Here is a 22,144-nt window from a genome sequence, read left to right as displayed (position 1 = left end):
ACTCAGACTCCATTTAACAGCTTCATAATTAACTGACTGGCAGTTTATGAGCAACGTTTAACAGAACCACCAACGACCTGGACTTACCAAATTGTCGGCACCGTTTATGCATAACACCAGGGATTTTTTTGGTGTATCAGGGCAACTCTGCGCCGCTGATGTGTTTTAATTTACGCTGATAATAACTGATGTCAACACTGGTTTTAAATACATGTTTATATTTTCAGTAAATATGCCCAACACGAACTTTGCAGGTGAAAATTTCAGTCCTGTTTATTATCAGATGCGATTTAAATTGAATTCTAATCTATTTAATCTGAATAATTTATCATGTAACTATCCAGCCAGCCCCTGGTTCAGCATAAAAAAAGGCGCTCTGAAGCGCCTTATAAAAGTTCATGCATTTAGATGCTTAACTCGCCAGACTTGAGAGTAAGACTTTCGCTGTCTCAGCCGAGGAACCTGGGTTCTGTCCGGTAATCAGCAAACCGTCCTGAACCGTGTAAGATTTCCAGTCATCGCCGCGTGAGTAAAGACCCCCATTCTGTTTCAGCACATCTTCCACCAGGAACGGCACGACGTCAGTCAGGCCAACGCCCTCTTCTTCGCTATTTGTAAACCCGGTTACTTTCTTTCCTTTAACCAGCGGTGTGCCATCAGCGTTTTTCACATCACGCAGAACACCAGGTGCGTGACAAACCAGCGCCACCGGCTTGCCAGCCTGCAGGGTTTGCTCAATCAGCGAAATAGAGTGTTTGTCGTTCGCCAGATCCCAGAGAGGGCCATGTCCGCCCGGATAGAATACGGCATCAAACGAGTCCTGATTCACCGTATCCAGTCTGATGGTTGAAGCCAGTGCAGCCTGAGCTGCTGAGTCGGCATGAAAGCGGCGGGTTTCATCAGTCTGAGAATCGGGTTCATCGCTTTTTGGATCAAGTGGAGGCTGCCCACCCTTCGGTGAAGCCAGGGTAATCTCAGCGCCGGCATCCAGAAATGCATAGTAAGGTGCAGCGAGCTCTTCCAGCCAGAAACCGGTCTTCTTACCGGTGGTACCCAACTCATCATGCGAGGTCAAAACCATTAAAATTTTCATTTCCGATCCCTTTTTCAGCCAGTCAGTTTCAGGTCTAAGGATAGTCAGAATCAGCGGTTAAGCCGCCATCTTCTGCGTTCACCCACTAATCATGGCGGGCTTATGAATATTTATGAAATTTATTTCTTTAATTTCAGTTATTGACACAGCATTATAGCTCAATGAAATACGACCTGAATTTACTGCCGGTTTTACTGGTGATGATGGAAGAGCGCAATGTGACCCGCGCAGCGGAACGGCTTGGCATAACCCAGCCGGCGCTTTCAAATGCCTTAAACCGGCTGCGGGAAACGCTCAACGATCCCCTGTTTATCCGCGAACGCTACGGAATGCGCCCGACACCGAAAGCAGAACAACTGGCTCAGGTGGTGGGTCCTGCCCTGGCGTCTATAGACAAGGTAATTCTTGGTCAGCAGGATTTTGATCCGCTTCGCGCCACCCGGCTCTTTACGCTTGCACCCAACAGCTATGTTGAATTCATCATGATGCCTGCCATCGTGGCGTGACTGTGCCCCCGGTATCAGGCTTCGCTTAACCCCTTTTGGCAACGACGTTACGGAAACCGGTGTGATTTCTGGCAATACCGATATGGTGCTGGGCCGTATCGTTGATCCTCCTGATAATCTGGTAGTGCAGCACCTGATGAATGAAGGTCTGGCGTGTGTGATACGCGCTGATCATCCGCTGGCAGGCGATAGCCTCAGCGCAGAGCAGTATGAGCAGCTTAGACACGTGAACGTACTGCCGCCGGGCCGCATGCGCGCTGGTTTATATCAGGCACTGGAAAAGCGCGGCCTGCGGCGGCAGGTTGCCGTTTCGGTTACACATTTTCTGGCCGTACCGGAGATGATTGCGGTCACGGACTATTGCGCTACCCTGCCACGCCTGATCTGTCAGCATCTTTCAAGAGATCGGCGGCTCAGGATTCTTCCGGCACCGGTTGACCTCGGCACTTTTCCGGTTGAAATGGGCTGGCATGCACGCTATCGCGACGATCCTGCCCATCGCTGGTTCAGGACGTTGATTATGGAGACAGCTGAGACACTGGCTGACGCCGGGATAAACGGTCAGCATGGCCTGTAGTGAATAGGGAAACCTGCGTTTCATTACCGGAGGTCTGTCTCCTCTCCCTTTATTGTTCAGGAGGATGACAGTGATACCGTCGGGAGTCTTTCAGCAAAATAATTGCAGGCACGCTTAATGCGGGTGTTTTCATTATCGAGTCTGCCAGGTTAATCCTTTAACTCAGGTCAAAGCCCAGGATTTCATTACGGGCCGCAGCATTTCATTTACCCCTGCTATTTTCGACTTCACAGGTACTGTAACATCCTTCAGCTCTTTAGTATTGACCGCCGCCCCACCTGGATTTACTGCTTCTGCTATCTGATTTTCATCTCTGTTCACCGCCGGGATGGAAACCAGCATCCTGGACTGGGCTATCCCTGAGCATTGACATGCAAATTCACGAGGTATATCCATGCGAATCTGGCTAATCAGATCTGGCGTTATAATGCCAATTAAGGTCAGGCGGGAGTTTATTTGTAAATTGACTGAATCAGGTGCCTGGGGTTCGTTTTTTAAGGCACTATCTACCGCATCGGTAAAGTGAATCAGTCTGGCTGATGTCTGTTTTAGTCGGAAAGCGGAAATTTTTATTAGATAGATTACCTCTAAATTCCTGACAAAAAATGCGCTGTAAAGCCCTGATGCGTATGCAAAACTCAGCTGTCGAGCCAGCCACGGCCGGGTGTCCGAGAGGCAGCTATGCCTAAACCAAAGGCAGGCTGCAGATTTGCCGCGAGTGTTTTTGGGTTTGATGGGATTTATTCAGGAAAATAAAATAAGCAGAAGTCAAAAAGTCAGCACTGGTCCCGCAGTTTCCAGGCAAGCCAGTTATCCAGTTCACTTTCAGCCAGGGGCCGTGAATAAAAAAATCCCTGAGCATGGTCACAACCATATTGTGTCAGCGTGCTTGCCGTCTCAGCATTTTCAACTCCCTCGGCCAGGACCACATAATTCAATTCTTTGAGCATGCTGATGATGCTGCGGGCGATAATGCGTGACGCCGTATCGGAAGAGAGTTCACTAATGAGCGCACGGTCAAGCTTGATGACGTCAATCGGCATACGCCGAAGGTAATTAATATTGCTGTAACCTGAACCAAAATCATCGAGTGAAATGATGAATCCTTTTGATTTAAGTGCCTCCAGTGTCTTCAATGCATCCGGACTTTCAATAATCTCTTCAGTCTCCAGACATTCCACACCCAGGAGTGCAGCAGGAAGTCCTGCTCTGGTTATTTTATCATTGAGTGCCAGGGCAAATTCCGGGCGAGCCAGATCCTGTCCACTGACGTTAAACGTCACAGGAAGCTGAATGGAATTGTCACGCAAACGGGAGAGACGCAGAATAACCTGATCGGCCACCCAGTCTGTCAGGACGCAGAGCAACTCTGTCTGCTCTGCAAGCGGAATAAATGCTGCCGGAGAAAGCTCACCCAGCGTTGGATGCTGCCAGCGAATCAGTGCCTCAAGCCCCACAGGCAAGCCACTTTTCAGGCAAATTTTTGGCTGATAAACAAGATAAAGACCGGTATTGTTTCGAAGTGACAGGAGCAGATCGTTCATCAGAGTGAAGTCTCGTGTGCGACGCGCATCCGGAATTTCACTGAACTGTTGCCAGAGCACATTTTGCCCGATGGCTTCGTGCAGCGCACTCACAGATCGGCGGAGTACTTCCTGTGAAGGCAGTACATCTGCACAAAAGTCAACTTCTCCGGCACGCGGGGTAAGCGCTACCGTGAGCCCATCCCCAATATCAGCATGTATACCCTGAAGTTTGTCAGTAACCCAAGCGGCACTGAGTTTACTATCGGCTCGCGTCAGGATAGCAAAACGACCTGTCGCTACCGTGTAAATGGTATCCGTGGGATCCGGTCTTAACCGAAGCGGAAGCAACGTTGCCACATCTTTTAAAAGACTTTCTACCGGCCCCATGCCCATAGAACGTGCCAGTTCATAGGCATGAGACAGGTCAATACAGTCAATCAATATGAGTCGGCGCAGCGTTTTGTCACCTGCCGTTCCCAGAAACTGAAGATCACGGATAAGACGCTGGCGATTGGGCTGAGAAGTGACCGGATCGGCAAAACTTGATGCATGCCAGGCTTGCAGGAAAGACATCACCAGGGCTGCGAGCAGCTTGAGTGTCGTGACCTGCTCACCACTAAAGGTATGCGGAACAGCATCAGTAACACAAAGTGTGCCGAGTATTTCCCCTTCACTGTTCTTTAAGGGCGTGCCGGCATAAAAGCGTATGTATGGGGCACCGATTATCAGAGGATGTTTACTGAAACGATCATCACGGTGCGTGTCGGGAACAACCATTACGGTATCGCTGTCCACGACATAGCGACACAGGGAATCCGAGCGGGCAGATTCCTTTAATTTAAAATTTCTGGCCGCTCTTACATACTGTTTTTCATCATCGAGAACGGAAATAAAGCTGCCGGGGATGCCGAGAGCCTGAGAAGCAAGCCGGACAAATTTTTGCAGAACGTCATCCCGACTTTCATCAGGGGTGCGCAGCGCCAGCAAGGCACGACTACGGCGATCTTCGTCGCCTGTAAGATTCGTTAACATGTGTCCACCCGCCCTGGTGTTGGCGCGAAATAACGTGTGTAAGAACTTAAGAATCAGTTCTGTAAAAATCATTTTTTGACGTCTTAGCGGCTCTTTGCGGCCAGTAAGATTCGTCAGCATTTCCCATCCCGCCCTGGTGTTGGCGTGATACTTACTCTGTGAAGACTGCTAAATAATCAGAAGAAACTCTTAATTCACTAATAAAATCAGTATATTAATGAATTTTATCTTTGAGCAGTAATAGGGTTTCCTGCCAGCAGGATGGCTATCACGCTCCGTTTAATCTTTATAGCGCAGAATTAAATTTAGCGCCAACAATTTATGAATACTTTACTATTTCTTAACGGTATTATCGCTGTAAACACCTGACAAACAGTGATAATTAATCGAATCAAAAACGTTTCCGAACCCTGAACAGGAAAGCAAATGTAATCATCTGCCGACACCTTACCCCGCTCCGCTCTGCTGGTGTGTCTCCAAAGCACTGAAAGGCGATGTTCAGGATAATAAGGCTGCGAAACAAAGGCGGGTTGACTGAAATCCGGGCTGACGGGTATCAGGACACTACAGACCGGCCCGCGCATTCCGGCCAGCCAGCCTCAGAGGTAATGCTAATCGGTGACGTCAGCAACGGGATTTGCCGGATATTCACTGTCATACCCTCCCGGCATCCGTTTTTCAGATACGCATATTTTCATTCAGCTGATAGCAGGTTTCAGCGCTTTTCTGAACGGTCAGGCCTCTGTTCCGCGAGGTTCCTGAATAAGGTGCAATTCATCGGCTTTATCAGCGCTCACTTGGATGTGACAAAAGAGTCCGGCCAGTCCATAGGCCGGGTAAACCCGGCAACGTTCTGGTGTTTCCGAACGCTGCCTTACACGACCTGCTTTTCACGGCGTACAGTTGTCATCCTGCTTTGTCAGAAAGGGCAGCCAGCAACTGTTTACGAAGAACCGCCATATCCTCTCTCATTGCTGACAGTTTTTCGTATGGCAGACCTATTGCTGACACCACTTCATGCGGAACAGTGCTAGCCTGATTTTTAAGCGCAGAGCCTGCCGACGTCAGCGATATCATCACCTTTCTCTCATCTTCAGCGGCATTCCGGCTTCGGACAATAAATCCAGACTGTTCAAGCCTTTTCAGCAGGTGGCTGAGCGTGCCTGAATCCAGCTGAACCCGCCTGGAGATATCTTTAACCGTCAGCCCGTCCGCCTCCCACAACACCAGCATGACCAGATACTGAGGATATGTCAGCCCAAGCGCTTTAAGGTGTGGCTGATAAAGTCGCGTCATGGCAAGTGAAGCCGCGTAAAGCTCAAAGCACAATTGTTTTTCCAGTAAAACCGAAGGTTGTGACTCCTGAGGGCATTTCTCTGTCGATGTTTGCATTCAGACTACCTGCTGTGAAATGTTGATTATTCTGCACGTTACTCCGGGACAGGTCATCCCCCGCGATAGGGTCATATTTGTCAGCATCGCCCGTCAACGCCCGCAAAATGTATAAAGTCCTACTGCTTGTAATTACGTGGCTCAAACTCAGTTGTGTTAAATATAATCTGACACAACCATGAAGCCAGTCCTCATCCTGCCGATAGACATAAATAATTACATTATCCGCAGGAAAATAATATGAAGGTTTCAACACGTCTTGCCACTGGATTTGGACTGCTTGTTATTCTCCTGGTCATTTGCGCGGGCGTGGCATTACACGCACTGACGCAGGCCCAGAACGGCATGAACGATGCCGTTAACAACAAAATGAAGCGATTTTCTCTTGCTCTTGATATGCGGGGTGACATCCGCGATATGGCAATAGCGGCACGTAACCTCGCCCTGCTAAGCGACCCGGCAGAAATGCAGCCTGAATGGGAAAGACTCATCGCTCAACAGAAAAAATACCGGCAGGAAAGCGCGTTACTGGTAGAAAGCATGACTCACAGCGTTACTGCACGTGGAAAAGATATCCTTCAGGAGGTGCAGGCGTCAGAGAATGCAGCCCTGAATGCACTCATGACTGCGGGCAAACTCGGACTGGAAAACCGCCAGCAGGAAACCACCACTTACCTGTTGCAAACGGTCCGGCCAGCACAACGCAAGCTGCTCAATGTTCTCACCCAGCTGACAGACATCCAGAAGCAGCAAACCTTAGAAACGGTCAATGATACGGCTGCTACTGTTTCACGGGCCAGAAATACGCTGATCGTTCTGGTTCTGCTTTCCGTGCTGACGGCAGGGACCGGATGCTACGTCGTCAGCAGAAGTCTGATGCGCCAGCTGGGCGGAGAACCGGTCAAGGCACAGGAACTGGCCGCAACAATCGCAGCCGGAGATCTGACCACGAAGGTGACATTACGCCGCAACGATACCACCAGCCTGCTCGCCTCGCTTGATAGCATGCAGGCCAATCTTCGCGGGCTGGTCTCACAGATTAAAGACGCGTCAGCCTCAGTGGCGCTGGCTGCTGATGAAATTTCGCAGGGCAACACCGAACTCTCCTCCCGGACTGAGCAACAGGCCGCAGCCCTGCAGGAAACAGCCGCGAGTATGGAACAGCTGACTGCCACGGTGAAAAGTAACGCTGCCGGTGCCCGGCAGACAGCCGGGTCTGCACGTGAAACCGCGCAGCTTGCCCGTGTCGGCGAGACTGACGTTCAGCGCATGTCTGAAACCATGCACGAGATTTCAGTGAGCGCCACAAAAGTGCGGGACATCACCTCCGTCATTGAAAGCATTGCTTTTCAGACCAATATTCTGGCGCTTAACGCTGCGGTCGAAGCTGCGCGCGCGGGTGAAGACGGTCGTGGCTTTGCCGTTGTCGCGGGTGAGGTCAGAACGCTTGCCCAGCGTAGCGCAACGGCTGCACGCGACATTAAAACCCTGATTGAACAGGCCGTGTCACAGGTCGAGAGTGGCGTAGAAGTTGCGTCGGGAACGGGTCATAATATCCTCAAAATCGTGGGTATGGTGAGTGAGCTTGCTGAAGCCATGGACACCCTCTCCCTGGCCTCTTCCGAGCAGATGCAGGGAATCTCCCAGGTCAGCATCGCTGTCAGTCAGATGGATGGCGTAACACAAAACAACGCCGCGCTGGTTGAGGAGTCGTCTTCCGCTTCACAGTCACTCTCAGAGCAGGCCCATGCGCTGCGGGTCGTCGTGGAGACTTTCAAAGTCTGAACCGCAACGAATCTGACAGCCCTGAACTGAGCCGTTGCGTCATAAACTGTGCTGTCATGGATTATGAGGAAACCTGAACGCAGGCAGGCTGTCGCTGTGTAGCCTGTACGCGTTCTTCGTGGCGGATGCCGGTCCTGCCGGGGGCGCTCCGAAGATTAAGTTCATACCTCTTTTCGGATGCGCAGGTTCACAGTTCAGCCCGCGCAATGCCGTGCTTACACCCACGGCATTGCGCTTTTTGATGACGCGTCTGACGGCTGCCGCTGTAGTGCGATAGCTGACGGCGGGCCGTCTCTTCAGGCCAGCGCCATATCAATCATGATGAATAATTAATGGCCGCCCATCAGCTTTTTCACCTCTTCGGGTTTGTCATGCACGCCGAATCGGTCAACGAGAGTGCGGGTCGCGTCGTTCATTCCCCTGACCTCCACTTCAATGCCCTCGCGACGGAACTTAATTACGATGCGGTCCAGGGCGCTGACCGACGTGATGTCCCAGAAATGGGCATGGGTCACGTCGATAACCACGCGCTCCAGCACCTCGCGATAATCAAAATGGCGGGTAAACCGGTCAGCCGAGGCAAAGAAAAGTTGTCCGGTCACGCTGTAGGTGCGTGTACTGCCCTTCAGCACAGAGGAAACCGCCATAAAGCGGGCTACCATCGTGGCAAAGTTCAGTGATGCGATCAGCACGCCAGTCAGCACACCAAAAGCCAGGTTATTGGTTAGCACCACCACGGCCACGGTCGCCAGCATCACGACACTGTCTGAAAGCGGATGGGTGCGCAGGTTCGCAACCGATCGCCATGAAAAGGTGCCGATAGAAACCATAATCATCACCGCCACCAGTGCCGGCATCGGTATCTGCGACACCCACTCACGTAAAAAAACCACCATGAACAGCAGCACCACACCCGCTGTGAGCGTGGAAAGCCGTCCCCGTCCGCCTGATTTAACATTGATTACCGACTGGCCAATCATGGCGCAGCCCGCCATCCCGCCAATAAACGAAGTGCAGATATTGGCAATGCCCTGTGCCTTACACTCGCGGTTCCTGTCGCTCGTTGTGTCGGTCATGTCATCCACGATAGTGGCGGTCATCATAGATTCCAGTAGCCCCACCACGGCAAGTCCCGCCGAGTAAGGCAGTATGATGAGCAAGGTCTGGAGGTTAAGCGGTATATCAGGAATGAGAAACACCGGCAGGCTGTCGGGTAGTTTCCCCATCTCTCCCACCGTGCGCACGTCCAGGTGCAGCCACATGGCAATGACGGTCAGCACGATGATGCAGATCAGGGGGGAAGGAAGGGTTTTATTCAGGTACGGAAAAAGATAAATAATCCCGAGCCCGGCAGCCGTGAGCGCATAGGCGTGCCAGGTGACATGAGTCAGCTCCGGTAACTGCGCCATGAATATCAGTATTGCCAGTGCGTTCACAAAGCCGGTCACCACCGACCGCGAAACGTAGCGCATCAGGCTGCCGAGTTTCAGGTATCCGGCAATCAACTGGAGCACGCCGGTCAGCATGGAGGCCGCAAGCAGATACTGAAGCCCGTGGTCTTTCACCAGCGTGACCATCAGCAGCGCCATCGCACCGGTTGAGGAGGAAATCATCGCCGGGCGGCCCCCAAAGAAGGCCATGACGAGGGGGATACAGAAGGCTGAATAGAGTCCGACCTGGGGATCTACGCCAGCAATGATGGAAAAGGCAATCGCTTCCGGAATAAGCGCGAGCGCGACAACAATACCGGCAAGGACGTCACCACGGACGTTACCCAGCCAGTCCTTACGCGTCAGGGACAGCAGCATAATAGTTTCTCAGATTTTGAATACAGTCAGCCCGGGAGGGCGAAAAATTTCAGGTACGAAAACGTACATCCGCAAAAGGGATGTTCAGGGATGCGCGACTGACATGACTCAGTGCGACAGAGGAAGGTTACGACTCAGGGTGGCGTAAGGCGCATATTTTTGGGGTCTCCTTTACGGCATCAGAATGCCTTCAGGACGAAAGTAAACCCGCGCGTAACGATGTGATAACCGCAGGCCGTGATAGCTGTTCCGGGAGAAATGTCGACCAGAACAGCGCCATCACTATAAACGATAGCAGTGAGAGGTCAATCACAGTTGAAGCAGGTCAGTGCTTAACCCGTCAATGAACACAGACATCACCGCCGGTGTAAGAGGCGCAATCATTGTGCCTGATCCGTCCGCTTTTCATCAGGGCAAGCTGATGCCAATACGTCATTCCGTGGCTATTCTTACCGTGCAGTCAGATTACATTCAGTCAGGCTGAAGCCATAAGCGAAGCCACCGGACTTCTGCACAGGCGGGTGGCTGTGAAACAAAGGCTTAGATCGATTTGATGAAGACGCAGTAGCGTTATCTGTGTCTCTGATTCTTCTTTTTTAGCACTTTCAGCTCAGCACGGACCCACTGCTGTCGCACTGCTTTGCGTAGCAGGCGAACGCATGATGCGGAGCCGCAACAACAGACGTATTAAAAAGGTGACATGATGTCTAAAACGCGATGGCTTATTCTCCGGCTGACCCGACAACTCTGGTTTCGCAGTTCATTATTCGCGGTGCTGGCTATTATCACAGCCTTAGTCGCTATTGCACTTGGCCCCTTTATACCGGTTTCGGTATCAGGGATTGTGGGCAGTGACGCAGTCGATAAAATCCTGACCATACTCGCGTCAAGCATGCTGGCCGTAACCACCTTTTCGCTGAATATCGTGGTGTCGGCTTATAACTCTGCCAGCAGCAGCGTGACGCCTCGTGCTACTGTGCTGTTACTTGAAGATGGCACAACGCAGAATGTGCTGGCGACCTTTATTGGCTCTTTTCTCTACAGTCTGGTGGGTATTATTGCGCTGGGCATGGGCGCGTATGGCACCCAGGGGCGGGTTGTTCTGTTTTTTGTTACCCTGGTCGTCATTGCCACGATTATTGTGACTCTGCTGCGCTGGATACAGCATCTGGCGCAGTTTGGCTGCATGTCAGACACATCGCATCGCGTTGAGGAAGCCACAACACTCGCGCTTCACGATCGCCTTCGGGAACCCTGCATGGGCTGCTCTGCCTGGAACGGCGTTCTGCCAGAGGGTATCGCCCCGCAGCGTATCTTCCATCCGCAGACGGGCTATCTGCAACATGTTGACCTGCAACATCTTTCCGACTTCGCTCAGGAAAACGACTGCCATCTTTATCTTACTGCTCAGCCGGGCAGTTTTGTCCATAATGGTGCTCCGCTGCTCTGGTGCGATCAGTCACTTGAAGAGGATGACATTCAGCGGCTATGTAATGCCTTCACGCTGGGTGAACAGCGTTCCTTTGAGCAGGATCCCCGTTTTGGGCTGTGTGTGCTGTCCGAAATCGCCTCACGTGCTTTGTCTCCGGCGGTTAACGATCCGGGCACTGCCATCGATATTATCGGCCGGGCGGTCAGGTTGTTCACCCTGCCCCCGCATACGGACTCTGTCACCGCGCACTATCCGCGACTCTTTATGCAGCCCGCGCAAATCTGCGACATGTTTGACGATATCTTTACAGGGATTGCGCGCGATGGTGCCGCACTGGTCGAAGTTCAGTTGCGCCTGCAGAAAGCACTTCATTCGCTGGCAGTGATTTCACCCCATCGGTACGCCGCAGATGCGCAGCGTCATGCGTTGCTTGCGCTGACACGCGCAAATCACGCGATGAGCTGTGAAGCGGACAAGCAGGCCGTTAAAGTGCTCATTGCCGGAATGGCTGATTGAATAATGGCGATGGCGCATAACGTCGTGTTACCCACATGATGGCAGAGGCATTATTCGCAGGCTCTGAAAAAGACGCCGCAGCGTTATCCGCTGCGGCGTTCTCAAAAATTTAAGTGACTGGCATTTCACTATTTGATGTGGTGAATGAGTATGTGTGGCCGAGTTTAGTTGCCCGGCTGCTCTTCTGCCGGAACGGCCTGCACAGCCATGTCCGCTCTGAGCGAGGAGCGGACGTTACTGGATTAATTCCAAATTTCGTGACTCTGGCAAGCGGTCAGTAATGTGCCAGGCCGCCATCTACAGCATACTGACTGCCGGTAACATAGGATGCGTCATCGGACAGGAGGAAAAGTGCAACTGCAGCGGCCTCTTCTGCTGTTCCTGCACGACCCAAAGGAACCTGGCTTACCACAAAATCTTCAAACTGCTGACGAGACTCTTCTGGCATAAAGTGCCTGAAGTTAGTTTCAATCGGACCTGGTACCAAAGTGTTGGCACGGATGCCGCGTTCAGCAAACGCAGATGCCCAGCTTTTTACCATAGCGATAACGGCGCCTTTCGTTGCTGCATACAGGCTTGTCATCGCCGCTCCTTCATATACAGATGAGGATGATGTCACCAGAATGGACGCACCTGAATTAAGTGATTTGGAGAGAGCAGCCAGCTGTAGCATCGGACCACGCACATTAGCATTCATCATATGATTGAAAGAGTCTGCCGTTACAGATTCTGGAGAGCCTACCTCTGCAAAGCCGGCATTAAGCCATAATCCATCAAGTGAACCCCAGCCTCTGATAGCTTCCCCCAGTCCGTTTATGTCAGCTTCGCTTGCAGCATCACTTTTTAAAATAAGTGATGACGCAGGAAGCGAGCTGCGTGCACGTTCCAGCCTTTCTTCATTAAGCCCCGTAATAGCTACGTGGCCACCTTCAGTAACGATACGCTGAGCGCCTGCCAGCCCGATGCCACTGGAGCCGCCCGTGATCAGTATACGTTTACCCTGAAATCTTCCCATGCTTACTTCCTTTATTTAGCTGCGGAATCAGCATTTACCTTACGTAAACAAAACACTATTCGTCATCTGTTTCATTACGTAATCATAGGAACGGCTGGGTTGATGCCTGGACGTCCGCTTGTGGCACAGGACTGCTGTTGCAGCCCTCACAAGTCAGACTTCAATCGACTCTGATATCTCGAGGGCATCATCGACTTCAATACCAGGGCAACGTACGGTGCTTTCACTATTTGTGGCACAAAGTAATTAAATCGCCCGTAGATTCTTCGTTTTTTTATTAATCAGATATGGATTGGTTCTATGCGTGGAGTTCGTATTGTAGAGCGTTTCATAGAGTCCCAGCCTCTCACTCACTTCATGGAAAATACGATTATATTGTCTGGCTGAAATGTGTTGTGAAGAAACAATGCGGGACTGAAAAAGATAGTCAACACTACTTAGCCGAGCCATTTGACCCATGCGGCTACAGCTTCTCTGGTTCCCCTAATCAGCTCAAACTAAACAGGGCTGTCCGTTTTTTGCTGCAGTACTGTCGCTCTGCCTGAGACAAAGTGTCCATAGGCCACATCAGAAACTTTTAGCTTAACCAGATCTTAGCCCCAAAGTTTACTGTCAGAGCCATGTTAAACAGAGCTAAATCGCCGACTTTTCCTTCCAGTTAAAGGCGGATACGGATTCCCCAGATATGAGAGTTCTGAAAAGGTCGCTTCAGACTAATAATGTGGCTTTTGTTCCAAGGGGAAGCAGTCATATTCAGTCTCCATTGGGTCAGGAGATGTGATTACGGTTGTCCCATATAAGCGATAAGCGAACATATATTCATAAATTAAGGCAAGAAATCGCGTGGTGTTGAATTCAGAATGGCGCGAAAAGCAGCGGTAAAGGCAGCCGGACATGAAAACCCGAGCTTGTAAGCCACCTGTTTGATTGGGATGCCATTCGCGAGTAAATCTAGCGAAGAATAAATCCTTGCTCTCTGCTTCCAGACTCTGAAACTAAAACCCGTATCCTTAATAAACAATCGCGAAAAGGTACGTTCAGACATGGACGCGGTAAAAGCCAAATCACTCATTGATACGTCCCAGCGATGATCTACCACCAGTTCTCTGGCCGCAGCGAATAATCGTTCATCAGCTGGCATTGGAAGTTCCGCAGCTAAAGTAGGAGCTTCACTCAGTATTTCCAGAAGCAACAGTGCCATTTTCCGCTGGCTCGGTCTGTTGTAGTTCTCACTGAACAGACCCGTGATCAGTTCTTTCACTAACGGCGTAGCAGTAATGACATGCACCTGGTCACTCTTGGTGAAATTAGTGCATTCTGCGATAAGGCTGCCACTGAAATAGACGGCCCTGAGATCTGTGTGAGACAACAGATTGTAACTATGTATCTGCAGAGGCGGTAGCCATAATGCACGCTGGGGGGGGATAACCCAGCGGTTATTCTCGGTTTCGACCAGCATAACTCCTCTGGTTGCATAGAGCAGTTGCCCTTCAAGATGATGATGAGGAGGATCTGCTTCTCCACGCCGATAGTGAATAGCTGTGCCCGACCAGCCAGTGGATTCTTCATGTCTTGGCGCTTTGTCTATACTACCTGGCATTTCAAATTAAGCCTCTGCAACTATGATACTGACCACGAAACCTTCCATTTACGAACTTAATGTATGGGGAGGTCGTTTATCGTTCAGATTATCACAGGTAAGAGGAGCCTATCCTAATGCGGGTACACTTTATCGTACATGAGAGTTTTGAAGCACCAGGAGCTTATGAAACATGGGCCAGAAATCAAGGTCATGATGTGACTCACTCGCGTGTATACGAAGGCGATGCGCTGCCAATGGACGCCGAGGGTATCGATTTTCTTATCGTTATGGGCGGTCCGCAAGACCCGAACACTACACCTGAAGAGTGCCCGCACTTTGATTCTAAAGGTGAACAGGCGCTGATTAGTGCTGCCATTAAAACCGGTAAGGCCGTAATCGGAATCTGCCTCGGCTCCCAGTTGATCGGTGAAACTCTGGGCGCGCCGTTCGCTCACAGCCCTGAAAAAGAGATTGGTAAATTCCCGATCACCCTAACTGAAGACGGTAGCAAGGATGCGTTATTTTCTCACTTTGAGAAATCGCTTGAAGTCGGTCACTGGCACAACGATATGCCTGGTCTGACATTGGAGGCAAAAATTGTCGCTTTCAGCGAGGGCTGTCCACGCCAGATCGTATTATATTCAGACCGCGTCTTTGGTTTTCAGTGCCATATGGAAATGACGTTGGATGTTGTTGAAATGCTGATCGCTCATTCTCAGAAAGACCTGAGCCGTGCTGCAGATTACCGCTTCGTTAACACTCCTGAAGAGCTCAGAGCGCACGATTACAGTGAAATGAACCAGGTGCTGTTTGGCTTCCTGGATAAGCTGGAAACACGTTATAAAGCAGCTCAGGCGTAATCTTATACCCTGTGATGTTTGCCTCCGTTTTTTGAAAAACGTTAAGACTCGAACGTCCGCTTCTGGCATAAAGCGGACCTTCAGTCTTAATCCACGGTTAATATCTGCATCCAAAAAATTTAATTCTTACTCTGGCTATTCATCGCAATCATACCATTAAATAATTTAAGCGCAGTCGCCGATACATCGTACTCTTCGATGTTGGATAATACTGTAAGCGTAAACCCTTTTTGTTGCGAACGTATAAAATAACTTTCTCTGCCAAAAGTTGAACCAAGGTGGCAATAAATTTCACCTGAAGCATCTTCATCCCGCTCAATGCCAAAACAGTAAGGGCTATATTCTTCTATCATAACACCTGCTTCAGTAAGTGCTGGAAGAGGAGTAAGCATTCTTTTTATTAATTCCTTTCCCCCCACTAAGCCAGAGCAAAAGTTTAGCCCCCACTTCATTAAGTCACTGGCAGATGAGTACACAAGCCCAGCGCCGACCACATCCCATGGACTGAAAACAGGTGCAAATACGTTATTTTCTTTTTTCTGATAACCACTCACTGCCCGCTTTTCACTGTTCCCCTCAAAAACAAAGGAATGACTCATGCCTATAGGACGGAATACCTCCTGCTTCACAAAATCAGCAAAGCTTTTCCCGGTGATATTTTCAACTATTCGGGCAAGAAGAATATATCCGGTGTTGCTGTATTCATGCTTTGACCCTGGAGTGAAGTGGAGGTGCCTTTGTTCAAAAACCCCTGAGATTATTTCATCTCTGCTGAACTGAGAAAAATAATCTATTCCTTTTTCTTCAGCGATGTCGAACAGGCAGGGAAGTCCGGAAGTATGGTAAATCAGGTTCTCAATCGTTATATCATCCTTGAATACATCTGCTTCAGGGATGTAATGAGAAAGCAGGCTGTTTAATTTTAACTCCCCTTTCTTTTCAAGAAGAAGGATGCAAAATGCAGTAAATTGCTTTGATAAAGAGGCAATATCAAATATGCTATTTCTGTCTATTGGCGAGTTGGCTTGAATGCTCTCAACGCCAGAGCTGAATTCAAGAGACTTTCCATCATCGTATTGCATCAGGGCGATGACGCCGGGTTTATTTATTAATGATTTTTCCATAGTGCGAAGTTAAAGACGCTTTATTAGTAAGGGATAGACTGAGAGAATTATAACAGACAGCCACATATTATTGTAATGTTTACATTCAGACTAATCTTTAATAAGTGATTTTTAAAATAAATAAAAATTTACGATGGATGGCGTTCGCTGTATTCCCTTAATGTCCCCTTCCGTAACAAAGCGGTCCCTTCTACCCTTTGGTTTTAAGAGCCATCTTTTAAGCGCCTGTTCTATTTTCTCTGCGTCCTGTTCCACGAAAGCGCTCAGATGGGGGAACCGGCCTTCCTCCAGATAACGCCTGACAGAAGCGTTGCTTTACACTACCAGTCCGTGCGCACTCTGTTTAAGCAGATTAAAAACGCAACCGATGGTGCTGGCAATGGCTCCGGAAGGGATTGATTCAGTATGGCTGGTAAACACGCATTCGTTTTCTGGCAGCCCGGCATCGTCTGTTCCGGTTTAACCGATCGTTCTCTGAGGAGAATAATGAATGCCTTAAACAGGGGTTCCCGTCTGAATGAATGTCACGTTTTGCTTCTGTCAGAAACGACTGATCCAGCGATGGAAAAGACATTACCCGCAGACCAAAAAAAACGCCGCAGCGTTATCTGCTGCGGCGCGCTCAAAAACTTCACTGACAGGCATTATGCCCAAAAGCCAGCCTTTTTTAACCCATCAGGCAAGGCGGGTGGCTGGCGAGCTACCGGTGCGCCACCATAAAATAAGCGCGGCTAAGGCTATCGCCCCGAGAACCGCAAACGCCGTGCTGTAAGAATAACGCGCAGCGATCGCGCCAGTCATGGCCGGACTCAGCGCTGCGCCTGCACCCTGCATCAGCATAATAACGCTCTGCCCGGCATTAACATGGCCAGTGCCCCGCATCAGGGAAACAATATAGCCTGGCACCGCCACTCCCAAAATCCCAGCCGCAATGCCATCCAGAACCTGAACCGGAATGACAAACAGTGGCTCGGCAAAGCCTGCCGCAATCACCGCGCGCAGGGGCAGAATCATCAGGGCGACCATGATAAACAGGCGATAGCCGTGCGTTTCCACCCGTTTAGAGACCCACAGCGCGACCGGGATCATCACCAGCTGGGAGATCAAAACCGTTGCCGCAGCATAGAGACCCGGACTGACTGCGGCCTGCCCGCCTGCCGAGGCGACGCGCATACTCAGCATTGGCAGCAGCGCGGCATTGGCAAGATGAAACAACAGCAGCGTCAGGCCAGCAATCATCAGTGCTGGCTTACGCATCAGCATCGATAAGTTCAGCGCTGGCTGACGCTCTTCATTTTTTTCATAGCCTCGCGCCACCTCGTTATCGATCTCATCACCGCGAATCGCCAGTGTGGCGAAGGCAGCGAAAATCGCCATGACGGTCATAAGAATAAAGACCGCCCCCATCCCCCAGTACCAGGCTGAAAAACCCGCCAGCAGTGCTGCAATGGTGTTACCGCCATGATTAAAGGCTTCATTGCGTCCCATCTGATGGTTAAAACCGCGCTGACCGGTCAGCCCCAGGGTGATCCCCGCCAGGGTCGGGCCAATAAAGGCCGCAGCAATTCCTGCCACAATTTGCGAGACCATCGCGGTCCAGGTCTGATTGCTGTACCACAGCAGCAGCGTGGCAACGGTGATCACCAGACACCCCAGCAGCACAATCATTTTTTTATGGCGGGTAGCATCGGCGGCTATCCCGGCAGGCAGCGTAGCAAGTAATCCGGCGATGCCACCACAGGTCATCACCAGCCCGATTTCATCGGGACGCCAGTGCCGTTCCGTCAGGAAGATCCCCAGAAAGGGCCCCAGACCGTCGCGGACATCGGCCAGAAAAAAGCTCATTAAACAGAGCGCATAGAGTGAACGCTGAGACATGTTATTTCCCTGGAAGGTAAGTGTTAAAGGCAGTTGCGCTTCGGTTAACAGGAAAATTATGTGTTACAAAGAAGAAAGTCACATTTCGTTATAGTAACAAAATGAAAAAGGCCACCCGTAACACGATACGGATGGCCTTTCGCTTTTCACTTCACGCAGAACAATTTATTTATCCGTGCCGAAACCCTGCTTCAGCAATGCTGGCAGTACTGCCGGGAAGTAGATGTTTTTATAGTAACCGCTGACGCTTTCGCTCCAGCTCTCACCGTCGTGACGACCAATGTTTTTCCAGTGCTGAACCATCTCGTCGTTATAGGCCGCAATCTGCTGCTCCAGACCCTGCGTCTGATAGGTCTCATCATGGCGGAAGGTTGCCAGGGGCAGACGCGGTTTCTGATGTGCAGGTTCGTCAACGTGACCGATGACCACACCCGCAACCGGGAAGGTCAGCGGCGGCAGGTCCAGCAGTGAAATCATCGCCTGTGGATCGCGACGAATACCGCCAATTGGCACAATGCCCAGACCTTCTGCACGCGCAGCGGCCATGACCGAGCCCAGCGCAATGCCGATATCGGTAGAACCTGACACGATGCTCTCGATGCTCTGATGGGCGATCTGCTGCTGGTCGACAGCGGCCATGCCCACCGCTGATTTATGCATATCCAGCACGAAGGTAATAAACACCGGTGCTTTAGCAATCCAGGGCTGACCGCCAGCAATGGCGGCGATCTCTGCGCGACGACCTGCATCACGCGTGATCACCACAGAAACCTGCTGTGAGTTTACTGATGTCGGTGCGCGGTAAGCGGTACTGATAATACGATCCAGCACGGCTTCATCGACAGGTTGCTCAGTGAAACTGCGTTCACTTTTATGACTTGTAAAAATATTAATCAGTTCGCTCATGGTTCCTCCCATTTAAAGCGCAAGAATAGCAGTTAGTCACAGGGAAAAACTTAACCGCACTGGTCATGCTGCCGGGGCATTTTCAGCCTCCCCAGCGGCTTTTAAGATAGCTCACCGCCTGCTGTGTCTGCGGCTGATTCAGATAGTTTTCTCTGAACAGAATGGTGCCATTGATGTGGGGATTTGATTCATTCAGGTCGAGCTGCTTTTTCAGTTCAGGCACGCCACCCTGAAGCATCCAGTCAGGCTCAAGTTTTGACGGCTCGCCCACTTTGTAGAGCGCAAGACCGATATACAGCCGGGTATGGGTCGGTTTCACCACCTCTGCCCACCAGTTTGCCAGCACGTCGTAACGGGCAGCCTGACGGGCAAATGGCCAGTAGAGCTGCGGGGCGATGTAGTCCAGCAGGCCCTGCTGCACCCAGCGGCGGGTATCCGCAAAGGCTTCGTCGTACGCCGCAGCCCCGCGGGTATCGGAACCGGCAGGATCGTGCGAGAGATTGCGCCACACGCCCGCCGGGCTGACACCAAACTCAACCTCTGGCTTCAGCTGCTTGATGGTGCGTGATACCTGCTCAATCAGCTGCTGAGTGTTATGACGTCGCCAGTCCGCTTTGCTGGCAAAACCCTGACCATAGCGGCTGAAGGTCTGATTATCGCTGAGCAGTGAACCGGCCGATTCGGCATAGAAGTAGTCATCAAACTGCACGCCGTCGATGGGATAACGCGCCACCACCTCGGCAACAATGCTGGTGATCCAGTCGCGCGCCTCAGGAATGCCCGGATCGAGCACATAGCGGTCCCCTGCGGTGCGGATCCAGTCACGATGCAGCACAAACACGCTGGCCGGATGCAGTGACAGCGTGCGGTTCAGTTCGCTGACGGTAGACGCTTTGGTATTCACAGAAACCCGGTAAGGATTAAACCAGGCATGCACTTTGATACCGCGCTTGTGCGCCTCATCCAGCATAAACTGCAACGGATCGTAGCCTGGATCTTCACCGATTTTGCCGGTGAGCATATCGGACCAGGGCAGGATTTTAGAAGGCCAGAGCGCCGTCGCATCCGGCTTCACCTGGAAAAACACCGTGTTGATACCCAGGCTTTTCAACTTGTCCAGCTTGTCGATCAGCGATTGCTGTTGCATGCGGATTCGCTGCGCCGGAAGGGTGCCATTCACCGACGCCACAGGTGGCCAGTCGAGACGGGACACCGTGGCTAACCAGACGCCCCGCATCGGTTGCTTCACCTGAGGCTGTGCTGGCTTGCCGGGTGCAGGTAAGGGCTGTTTCGTTACCGGTGGAAACGGCGTCACCAGCGATTTCGGCGGTTCAGACGCGCAACTGACCAGCAGCAACGCCGCAGCCAGCGCAGCGCCGCGTTTAATAGCTGCTCTGGCCTGTGCAGAAAAGGGATGAAGGGCGATGATAAACTCCAGTATTGTCTGGTCGGGCCGCAAAGAGGTGTATTCTCGGTGACGCGGATTAAATGTCAATGTGTTAGCGCAGGCGCAGCCCTGAAACTGTCGCCGTTTCAACAGGCCACAGGAGCCGCTACCGTTGCGGACTGAAGACCAGACCCGCAGCCATCAGACAGGCTTTGAGTGTGCCAAAGGCGTCCTGACACTGCCGTTCATTGATGCAGGCATAACCCAGCAGCAACCCACGCGCCTCCTGCGGGTGCATGTAATATTGCGAAAGCGGCCGCACTTTGACCCCACGCTTCAGCGCCTCTGCCGCTATCGCCACGTCGTCAGCGCTTGCAGGCAGCGGCATCACCAGATGCAGTCCTGCTTCATGGTTGAATGCCGGTAAAAAGGCGGGCCCAAGATAGCGCTCGATCAGCCTGCAGAGAAACTGCCGTCGCTGCCGGTAAAGCAGGCGCATCCGACGGATGTGCGCCATGTAATGACCCAGCCGAATAAACTCCGCCAGCGCCCGCTGAATCAGCAGATGTCCGCCGCGATAGAGTTCCGCTGCCGCGATGCGCAATGGCTGTGCCAGCGGTTTCGGCACGACCATGTAGCCAATACGCAGCGCGGGATAGAGCGTTTTGCTGAACGTTCCCATGTAAATGACCGGCGCATCGGCTTCCAGCCCCTGCAGTGAGGGATGAGGCTGCCCGGAAAAGCGAAATTCACTGTCATAATCATCTTCCACAATCCAGCTCTGATGACGGCGTGCCAGTGAGATCAATGCCTGACGACGCGCCAGGCTCAGGTGTACCCCCAGCGGATACTGATGGGACGGCGTGACAAAAACCATTTTCGGTGCCGGCCCGCTGTCCGGCACAAGGCCCTGCTCATCCACCGGCATCGCACGAATCTTCAGGCCATTCATGCGCAGCAGATTACGCGTTCCCCAGTAGCCCGGCTCCTCCATCCAGACCCGATCGCCGGGATCACATAACACCCGTGTCACCAGATCAACGGCCTGATGTACCCCTTCGGTGATCAGGATCTGGTCGGCATCGGCCCTGACCGAGCGAGCCACCCGCAGATAGTCCACCAGCGCATGGCGCAGATCGGGACAGCCGCCGCCGCTGCTGTAGACCAGGCGGTGTACATCCGGTTCGCGGTTCAGCCGCGCCTGAATCTGGCTGAACAGCTTGTGGGGAAATTCGGTGACATCGGGCGCGCCAGGCACAAACGCGCCCCACTGATAGGGCGATGCGGTGGCATGGCCCAGCAGACTGGCACCCCGTTTTGACAGTGTCGCCGGGGGTTGCGCCCTCACCGCCTGAAGATCGGCAATCGCATCACTTTGCAGAGCGTTCTCCGGCAGCGTCTCGGCAATCCAGGTGCCGCTGCCGGTGCGGGCGGTGACATATCCCTGTGCCATCAGACTTTCATAGACATGCATTACCGTGTTTCGCGACACGCCGAGTTCACGCGCCAAATCGCGGGTCGGCGGCAAACGGCTTCCGCGCGGAAACACCTCTTCAGCGATCGCGGTCTGCATACAGTTCAGCAGCCGCTGATGTAATGAGCCGGTTCTTAGAAACTGTAACTGTGCTAATAGATGATCTGCGTACAAGAGTCGCAATTGGCTCCACCTTTCCTCTGACAATTGGCTCTGGCAACTCACCACGCCTCAGGCATAAATAAACGTGT

17 protein-coding genes and 1 pseudogene are annotated in these 22,144 nt (G+C 51.8%); 6 read left to right on the top strand and 12 right to left on the bottom strand.

Translation table 11 applies throughout. From position 1 onward, the window contains the following. Nucleotides 1–412: 412 nt before the first annotated feature. Nucleotides 413–1,093 carry a type 1 glutamine amidotransferase domain-containing protein gene (locus tag N5J69_RS08110; protein ID WP_279769408.1) on the bottom strand — a complete coding sequence of 227 codons (681 nt, stop codon included), beginning with the start codon at nucleotides 1,091–1,093 and terminating at the stop codon, nucleotides 413–415. Nucleotides 1,094–1,254: 161 nt separating this feature from the next. On the opposite strand from N5J69_RS08110, the gene N5J69_RS08105 reads away from it, so the two are divergent. Together N5J69_RS08105 and N5J69_RS08100 are read left to right on the top strand one after the other, a co-directional pair. Then, a complete protein-coding gene (locus N5J69_RS08105; protein ID WP_279769407.1) occupies nucleotides 1,255–1,599 on the top strand; it encodes a LysR family transcriptional regulator in 345 nt (114 codons plus the stop codon). Further along, nucleotides 1,583–2,176 (top strand): LysR substrate-binding domain-containing protein, encoded by a 594-nt coding sequence (locus N5J69_RS08100; RefSeq protein WP_347882074.1) that lies wholly within the window; start codon nucleotides 1,583–1,585, stop codon nucleotides 2,174–2,176. Before N5J69_RS08105 ends, N5J69_RS08100 begins: the two co-directional genes overlap by 17 nt. Before the next feature lie 776 nt (nucleotides 2,177–2,952). Here the strand turns inward: N5J69_RS08100 and N5J69_RS08095 are convergent. Both N5J69_RS08095 and N5J69_RS08090 read right to left on the bottom strand, forming a co-directional pair. Beyond that, nucleotides 2,953–4,734, bottom strand: a complete 1,782-nt coding sequence (locus N5J69_RS08095; protein WP_279769446.1) for an EAL domain-containing protein — start codon at nucleotides 4,732–4,734, stop codon at nucleotides 2,953–2,955. 906 nt (nucleotides 4,735–5,640) lie between these two features. Further along, entirely contained in the window at nucleotides 5,641–6,126 is a 486-nt protein-coding gene (locus N5J69_RS08090; RefSeq protein ID WP_279769405.1) for a MarR family transcriptional regulator, read from the bottom strand. A 240-nt stretch (nucleotides 6,127–6,366) separates the two neighbouring features. On the opposite strand from N5J69_RS08090, the gene N5J69_RS08085 reads away from it, so the two are divergent. Beyond that, on the top strand, nucleotides 6,367–7,911 hold the full coding sequence (locus N5J69_RS08085; protein ID WP_279769404.1) for a methyl-accepting chemotaxis protein: 1,545 nt from the start codon (nucleotides 6,367–6,369) through the stop codon (nucleotides 7,909–7,911). A 329-nt stretch (nucleotides 7,912–8,240) separates the two neighbouring features. On the opposite strand, the gene N5J69_RS08080 is transcribed toward N5J69_RS08085, so the two are convergent. Beyond that, nucleotides 8,241–9,719, bottom strand: a complete 1,479-nt coding sequence (locus tag N5J69_RS08080) for a SulP family inorganic anion transporter (RefSeq protein ID WP_279769403.1) — start codon at nucleotides 9,717–9,719, stop codon at nucleotides 8,241–8,243. 703 nt (nucleotides 9,720–10,422) lie between these two features. Between N5J69_RS08080 and N5J69_RS08075 the strand changes: the two genes are divergently transcribed. After that, nucleotides 10,423–11,667 (top strand): DUF2254 domain-containing protein, encoded by a 1,245-nt coding sequence (locus N5J69_RS08075; protein ID WP_279769401.1) that lies wholly within the window; start codon nucleotides 10,423–10,425, stop codon nucleotides 11,665–11,667. 274 nt (nucleotides 11,668–11,941) lie between these two features. Here the strand turns inward: N5J69_RS08075 and N5J69_RS08070 are convergent, their stop codons facing one another. The 3 genes and pseudogenes from N5J69_RS08070 to N5J69_RS08060 form a co-directional block, all read right to left on the bottom strand. Next, nucleotides 11,942–12,682: an SDR family oxidoreductase gene (locus tag N5J69_RS08070; RefSeq protein WP_279769398.1), complete on the bottom strand. Its 741-nt coding sequence runs from the start codon at nucleotides 12,680–12,682 to the stop codon at nucleotides 11,942–11,944. 153 nt (nucleotides 12,683–12,835) lie between these two features. Beyond that, nucleotides 12,836–13,433: pseudogene (locus N5J69_RS08065) on the bottom strand (integrase). A 75-nt stretch (nucleotides 13,434–13,508) separates the two neighbouring features. Beyond that, entirely contained in the window at nucleotides 13,509–14,282 is a 774-nt protein-coding gene (locus tag N5J69_RS08060; RefSeq protein ID WP_279769396.1) for a helix-turn-helix transcriptional regulator, read from the bottom strand. A 116-nt stretch (nucleotides 14,283–14,398) separates the two neighbouring features. Between N5J69_RS08060 and N5J69_RS08055 the strand changes: the two genes are divergently transcribed. Beyond that, entirely contained in the window at nucleotides 14,399–15,124 is a 726-nt protein-coding gene (locus N5J69_RS08055; protein ID WP_279769394.1) for a type 1 glutamine amidotransferase, read from the top strand. A gap of 119 nt (nucleotides 15,125–15,243) precedes the next feature. On the opposite strand, the gene N5J69_RS08050 is transcribed toward N5J69_RS08055, so the two are convergent. Further along, nucleotides 15,244–16,248 carry a serine hydrolase domain-containing protein gene (locus tag N5J69_RS08050; RefSeq protein ID WP_279769392.1) on the bottom strand — a complete coding sequence of 335 codons (1,005 nt, stop codon included), beginning with the start codon at nucleotides 16,246–16,248 and terminating at the stop codon, nucleotides 15,244–15,246. Between the two features lie 405 nt (nucleotides 16,249–16,653). Between N5J69_RS08050 and N5J69_RS08045 the strand changes: the two genes are divergently transcribed. Continuing rightward, the gene (locus N5J69_RS08045) at nucleotides 16,654–16,968 is read left to right on the top strand and encodes a hypothetical protein (RefSeq protein ID WP_279769390.1); all 315 of its coding nucleotides are present in this window, start codon (nucleotides 16,654–16,656) and stop codon (nucleotides 16,966–16,968) included. Here the strand turns inward: N5J69_RS08045 and N5J69_RS08040 are convergent. From N5J69_RS08040 to N5J69_RS08025, 4 genes are all read right to left on the bottom strand, one after another. Beyond that, nucleotides 16,924–18,126, bottom strand: a complete 1,203-nt coding sequence (locus N5J69_RS08040; RefSeq protein ID WP_279769389.1) for an MFS transporter — start codon at nucleotides 18,124–18,126, stop codon at nucleotides 16,924–16,926. The genes N5J69_RS08045 and N5J69_RS08040 overlap by 45 nt on opposite strands. Before the next feature lie 165 nt (nucleotides 18,127–18,291). Continuing rightward, nucleotides 18,292–19,032, bottom strand: a complete 741-nt coding sequence (locus N5J69_RS08035) for a nitroreductase family protein (protein ID WP_279769388.1) — start codon at nucleotides 19,030–19,032, stop codon at nucleotides 18,292–18,294. An 82-nt stretch (nucleotides 19,033–19,114) separates the two neighbouring features. Beyond that, nucleotides 19,115–20,491: a glycoside hydrolase family 10 protein gene (locus N5J69_RS08030; RefSeq protein ID WP_279769386.1), complete on the bottom strand. Its 1,377-nt coding sequence runs from the start codon at nucleotides 20,489–20,491 to the stop codon at nucleotides 19,115–19,117. A 94-nt stretch (nucleotides 20,492–20,585) separates the two neighbouring features. Continuing rightward, nucleotides 20,586–22,076: a PLP-dependent aminotransferase family protein gene (locus N5J69_RS08025; RefSeq protein ID WP_279769384.1), complete on the bottom strand. Its 1,491-nt coding sequence runs from the start codon at nucleotides 22,074–22,076 to the stop codon at nucleotides 20,586–20,588. Between the last annotated feature and the right edge of the window lie 68 nt (nucleotides 22,077–22,144).

The sequence above is a fragment of the Pantoea sp. GD03673 genome, from assembly GCF_029844725.1.
In the GTDB taxonomy this organism is placed as follows: Bacteria; Pseudomonadota; Gammaproteobacteria; order Enterobacterales; family Enterobacteriaceae; genus Pantoea.
The sequence above is the reverse complement of the archived record's forward strand: the minus strand, read 5'-3'. Positions and strand labels throughout refer to the sequence as shown.

What these genes read in the sequence shown, in the direction of transcription:
- N5J69_RS08110 (WP_279769408.1), bottom strand. Translation starts at nt 1,093, where the DNA reads ATGAAAATTTTAATGGTTTTGACCTCGCATGATGAGTTGGGTACCACC.
- N5J69_RS08105 (WP_279769407.1), top strand. Translation starts at nt 1,255, where the DNA reads ATGAAATACGACCTGAATTTACTGCCGGTTTTACTGGTGATGATGGAA.
- N5J69_RS08095 (WP_279769446.1), bottom strand. Translation starts at nt 4,734, where the DNA reads ATGTTAACGAATCTTACAGGCGACGAAGATCGCCGTAGTCGTGCCTTG.
- N5J69_RS08090 (WP_279769405.1), bottom strand. Translation starts at nt 6,126, where the DNA reads ATGCAAACATCGACAGAGAAATGCCCTCAGGAGTCACAACCTTCGGTT.
- N5J69_RS08085 (WP_279769404.1), top strand. Translation starts at nt 6,367, where the DNA reads ATGAAGGTTTCAACACGTCTTGCCACTGGATTTGGACTGCTTGTTATT.
- N5J69_RS08080 (WP_279769403.1), bottom strand. Translation starts at nt 9,719, where the DNA reads ATGCTGCTGTCCCTGACGCGTAAGGACTGGCTGGGTAACGTCCGTGGT.
- N5J69_RS08075 (WP_279769401.1), top strand. Translation starts at nt 10,423, where the DNA reads ATGTCTAAAACGCGATGGCTTATTCTCCGGCTGACCCGACAACTCTGG.
- N5J69_RS08070 (WP_279769398.1), bottom strand. Translation starts at nt 12,682, where the DNA reads ATGGGAAGATTTCAGGGTAAACGTATACTGATCACGGGCGGCTCCAGT.
- N5J69_RS08060 (WP_279769396.1), bottom strand. Translation starts at nt 14,282, where the DNA reads ATGCCAGGTAGTATAGACAAAGCGCCAAGACATGAAGAATCCACTGGC.
- N5J69_RS08055 (WP_279769394.1), top strand. Translation starts at nt 14,399, where the DNA reads ATGCGGGTACACTTTATCGTACATGAGAGTTTTGAAGCACCAGGAGCT.
- N5J69_RS08050 (WP_279769392.1), bottom strand. Translation starts at nt 16,248, where the DNA reads ATGGAAAAATCATTAATAAATAAACCCGGCGTCATCGCCCTGATGCAA.
- N5J69_RS08045 (WP_279769390.1), top strand. Translation starts at nt 16,654, where the DNA reads ATGGCTGGTAAACACGCATTCGTTTTCTGGCAGCCCGGCATCGTCTGT.
- N5J69_RS08040 (WP_279769389.1), bottom strand. Translation starts at nt 18,126, where the DNA reads ATGTCTCAGCGTTCACTCTATGCGCTCTGTTTAATGAGCTTTTTTCTG.
- N5J69_RS08035 (WP_279769388.1), bottom strand. Translation starts at nt 19,032, where the DNA reads ATGAGCGAACTGATTAATATTTTTACAAGTCATAAAAGTGAACGCAGT.